General features: G+C 75.8%; 3 protein-coding genes. 1 reads left to right on the top strand and 2 read right to left on the bottom strand.

Annotated features, from left to right (window positions below; genetic code table 11):
• Positions 1-42: 42 nt before the first annotated feature.
• Positions 43-1,674 carry a DUF5691 domain-containing protein gene (locus P1P75_RS39820; RefSeq protein WP_319264556.1) on the bottom strand — a complete coding sequence of 544 codons (1,632 nt, stop codon included), beginning with the start codon at positions 1,672-1,674 and terminating at the stop codon, positions 43-45.
• Between the two features lie 81 nt (positions 1,675-1,755).
• Positions 1,756-3,114 carry an SWIM zinc finger family protein gene (locus P1P75_RS39825; RefSeq protein ID WP_319264558.1) on the bottom strand — a complete coding sequence of 453 codons (1,359 nt, stop codon included), beginning with the start codon at positions 3,112-3,114 and terminating at the stop codon, positions 1,756-1,758.
• A 145-nt stretch (positions 3,115-3,259) separates the two neighbouring features.
• On the opposite strand from P1P75_RS39825, the gene P1P75_RS39830 reads away from it, so the two are divergent.
• On the top strand, positions 3,260-4,414 hold the full coding sequence (locus P1P75_RS39830) for an AAA family ATPase (RefSeq protein WP_319264560.1): 1,155 nt from the start codon (positions 3,260-3,262) through the stop codon (positions 4,412-4,414).
• Positions 4,415-4,594 lie beyond the last annotated feature (180 nt).

Genomic DNA, 4,594 nt, shown 5'->3' on the forward strand with positions numbered 1-4,594 from the left:
GGTACGGCCCCGGAACCCCGGCAGCCCCGGACGGACCGGAGGTCAGGCGGCGGCCTTTCCCCCCGCCGCCACCGCCCCCAGCTCCTCGCACATCACCGCCCGCAACCGCAGCGTCGTGCCCAGCCGCTGGAAGGCCTCCGCCCAGTAGCCGCCCGCGCCGGGCGACGCGTCCTCCGGCTCCTCCGGGACCGCCAGCAGGCCGTCCAGCCGGGCCGCCTCCGCAGGGTCGAGACAGCGCTCCGCCAGGCCCATCACCCCGCTGAAGCTCCACGGGTAACTCCCAGCGTCCCGCGCGATGTTGAGCGCGTCGAGAACCGCCCGGCCGAGCGGCGCGGCCCACGGCACCGCGCACACCCCGAGCAGCTGGAACGCCTCCGACAGGCCGTGCGTCGCGATGAAACCGGCCACCCAGTCCGCCCGTTCGCCCGCCGGAAGGGTGCCGAGCAGCTTGGCCCGCTCGGCGAGGGAGACCGCGCCCGGTCCGCCCGCCTCCGGCGCCGAGGGCACACCGAGCAGCGCCCGCGACCAGCCGGCGTCCCGCTGCCGTACGGCCGCCCGGCACCAGGCCGCGTGCAGCTCGCCCGCCCAGTCGTCGGCCACCGGCAGCGCGAGGATCTCCGCCGGCGTACGGCCGCCCAGCCGCCCCGGCCAGGTCCCGAGCGGGGCCGAATCCACCAGCTGGCCCAGCCACCAGGACCGTTCGCCCCGGCCGGGCGGCGCCTTGGACACCACGCCGTCGCGCTCCATGCCCGCGTCGCACTCGTGCGGCGCCTCCACGACGATCGTCGGCGTGTCCCGCATGTGGTCGACAGCCACGCAGGCGGCGGCCCGCACCGCCATCCGCGCGGCCAGCGCCGAACCCGGCAGCGCCGACAGCAACTCCGCCGCCGTGGAACGGACGTTGCGGCTGCGATCGGCCAGGGACTGCTCCAGGAACGGCTCGTCCCGGGGGCCGAGGCCGGTGCGCAGCGAGTCGAGGAACATCAGGCGGTCCTCGGCGCGCTCCGTCGGCCATGTCGACTCCAGCAGCGCGCGGGCGGCGTCCGGGTCGCGGGACCGGATCCCGGCCAGGAGAGCGACCCGCTCGGCGAACAGACCCTCCTGCCACAGCTTCCCGATGCGGCCGGTCTCCTTGGGACCCGGCAGGGACGTCCCGCCTCCCGGTGTCGAGCGCAGGGCGAACCGCCAGTCCGGATTGAGCCGCGCCAGCCACAGCGCGCGCGGGCCCGCGAACTCCAGCGCCGCCGGGCGCAGATCGGTCCGGCCGCGGGCCGAGTCCAGCAGGGCGGGCAGGGCCGCGGCGGGCGGGGCGAACCCACGGGCGTTCGCGGCCGCCAGCCACTGGGGCAGCAACTCCATGAGATCCGGTGCCGTACCCCTGCGGCCGCCTCCGCCGGAGCCGGGGCGGTCGGCCAGCAGCCGGGCCAGTCTGCGGGCCGCCGCGGCGGGCAGTGCCGGGCGCGGATCCTCTGGGGCCGGCTCGGGCCGCGGCGCCGCACGCCCCGGCCGTAGCCCGGCCCGACGCCGTACGGTCTCCGCCGCCGCCGCGTCCAGCAGCGCCGAGGGCGCGGACCGGCCGGGCGCCACGCCCGACGGCGTACGCCGGTCCGTCCCGAGCAGGGCCACGGCGACAAGGTCCTCCCAGGACGCCGAGGGGGTACCGGTGCTGGTCATGCGGAGTCCCTTCTTGACCTACCGAGTCGGGTGAACGGGCGGACGACATGACGACATGGACGGGGGATCCGGGCGGCGGGATCAGCAGAGGGGGACCGCCTCTCCGGGGGCCTGCGGCCAGGCCGTGAGGGGAGTGAAGCCGCGGTGGCCGCACTCGCCGAAGACGGTGACGGGCCCGCCCCCCGAGAGGGCGACCAGACGCCACAACCCGGGCCGGGCCGTCGCCGAAGGCGTGAGCGGCAGCGCCGTGGCTCCGTCGGCGTCCGCCAGCTGCCAGGAGGCCCCGTCCGGCGTGGGGACGACGCCGTCCAGGGTCACCGGCACAGACTCCAGCCAGGGATCGTCGCGCAGGGCCGAGCCGTAGCGGGCGGCAGCCTCCGCCGTGGTCACACCGGCCGGCCGGACCGCCGTAGGCACGGGCGGGCCGAACTGCTCGCCCAGAGCGGCCCGCCGCTGCCCGGCACCGGGATACGCCGACACCTCCGCGTCCAGGGCCAGACCGACCGGCAGGTTCAGATCGGGGGCGCGGCCGGCCGGACCGTAGGAGAGGACCAGCGCGGTGCGGTCCGAGGCGACGCCGTGCAGCCAGACGCGGCGGGTCGTCAGTTTCGGATCGCTGACGTCGTACTGGGCGAGGACCAGCCAGTCGTCGCGCAGCGGCGGTCCGTCCGGCGGCCGGGTGAGGCCGACACGGGTGCGGACCGTCGCCGCCAGCGCCGCCGGCAGCTGCTCGCGGTGCAGCCAGCCCTGGTCGAGGAGGTGGAGCAGCGCGCACTCCTCCAGCAGCCGCACCGGCCAGCCGGGACCGGAACCGGCGAGCGCCCCCAGCTCGCGGACCCGTGCGGCGAGTCCGGGCGCCTGGGCATCGACCATGCGGGCCGCCGTCTCCTCCCACAGTCCGTACCCCGTCCGCCCGGCCGTGGCCAGGCCGGAGCGCAGGAGGTCGGCGAGCCGCTGCTCCAACTCCGTGGCCCCCGCGGTGATGCGCTCGGCGCGGCGCTCGGCTCTGCGCCGGGCCGCCTCCGGATCGGCGGAGCCCGCTCCAGAACCCGCCGCCCCCGCACCCCGTTCCTGCTGTGCGCGCCCCCGTCGCGCCGCGAGCCACCGCTCAGCCCAGTCCGGCGCCTGCGCCTCCGCCGGCACCGACCCTTCCCCGCCCGACCACAGCAACAGCAGACCGAGCGCGTGCTTGCACGGGGCCTTCCGGCTCGGACAACTGCACGTGTACGCGGTCCCGGACGCGTCCGCGACATCGACGACCGTCCGGTACGGCACGCCCGCACCGCCCCGGCACAGCCCCCACACCGCCCCCTCCTCCGAACTTCCCGTCCCGGACCAGGGTCCGGCCGAGCCGAGTTTGCTCCCCGCTTTGCGTGACGTGGCGTCAGGCGCCAGCGCCAGCACCTGGTCCGTCGTCCAGCGCACCCCCTGCTGTGTCATGACATCGAAGGTAGATCCCCCCACTGACAATCGGTCCCGCCATCGCCCCCGTGGAGGTGTCTACGCAGGTCAGATCGCGTTGTCAGTGGGGTCGTGCAAGGTGGACACCAGATCCGAACCGGCCGAGCTGGAGGGGGCCTCAGCCATGTCAGTCACCGTTGAACCGACATCCGCCGAACCACGCCACGACCACTCCGCGCCCGCGAACGCCCCTGCGCCCCAGGAGGTGTTGAGGCCGCACGCCGAGGACGCCTTCGCCCAGGAACTCGCCGCGCTGGCCGCGCACGACGACCGCCCGCGCCCCGCCCGCTGGAAGCTCTCGCCGTGGGCCGTCGCCACCTACCTCCTCGGTGGCACCCTGCCGGACGGCACCGCGATCACCCCGAAGTACGTGGGCCCGCGCCGCATCGTCGAGGTCGCCGTCACCACGCTCGCCACCGACCGCGCCCTCCTCCTGCTCGGTGTGCCCGGCACCGCCAAGACCTGGGTCTCCGAGCATCTGGCCGCAGCCGTCAGCGGTGACTCGACCCTCCTGGTCCAGGGCACGGCGGGCACCCCGGAGGAGGCGATCCGCTACGGCTGGAACTACGCCCAGTTGCTCGCGCACGGCCCCAGCCGGGCCGCACTGGTGCCCAGCCCCGTCATGCGGGCCATGGCGGAGGGCATGACGGCACGGGTGGAGGAACTGACCCGTATCCCGGCCGACGTGCAGGACAGCCTCATCACCATCCTGTCGGAGAAGACGCTGCCGATACCGGAGCTGGGGCAGGAGGTGCAGGCGGTCCGCGGCTTCAGCCTGATCGCCACGGCCAACGACCGCGACCGGGGGGTCAACGAGCTGTCCAGCGCCCTGCGCCGCCGCTTCAACTCGGTGGTGCTGCCGCTGCCGGAGAGCGTCGAGGCCGAGGTCGACATCGTCGCGCGGCGCGTCGAGCAGCTCGGCCGCTCCCTCGACCTGCCGGCCGCACCCGACGGCATCGACGAGATCCGCCGTGTGGTGACCGTCTTCCGGGAGCTGCGCGCCGGGATCACCTCCGACGGCCGGACGAAGGTGAAGTCGCCCAGCGGCACCCTGTCGCCCGCGGAGGCGATCTCCGTGGTGACCAACGGCCTCGCCCTGGCCACCCACTTCGGCGACGGCGTGCTCAGGCCGGCCGATGTCGCCGCCGGTCTCCTCGGCGCCGTCGTCCGCGACCCCGCCACCGACCGGGTGGTGTGGCAGGAGTACCTGGAGGCGGTGGTCCGCGAGCGGGCCGGCTGGACGGACTTCTACCGGGCGTGCCGGGAGGTGAGCGCATGAGCGGGGCCGCAGACACGGACACGACCTGGGGATGCGTACCGGGGGGACGCGGGTGGGCACGGGCCGGCGAGCGGCAGCCGCACGGGGAGCCGCGGGGGAGGAGCCGGGATGCCGGACGGTGAGGGCGAGGGAACCGGCGGCGGAAGGGCGGTCGGTGCGACGGTCGCGGAGCCCGCCGGG

It is taken from the genome of Streptomyces sp. ID05-39B (assembly GCF_033794725.1).
Classification (GTDB): domain Bacteria; phylum Actinomycetota; class Actinomycetes; order Streptomycetales; family Streptomycetaceae; genus Streptomyces; species Streptomyces bobili.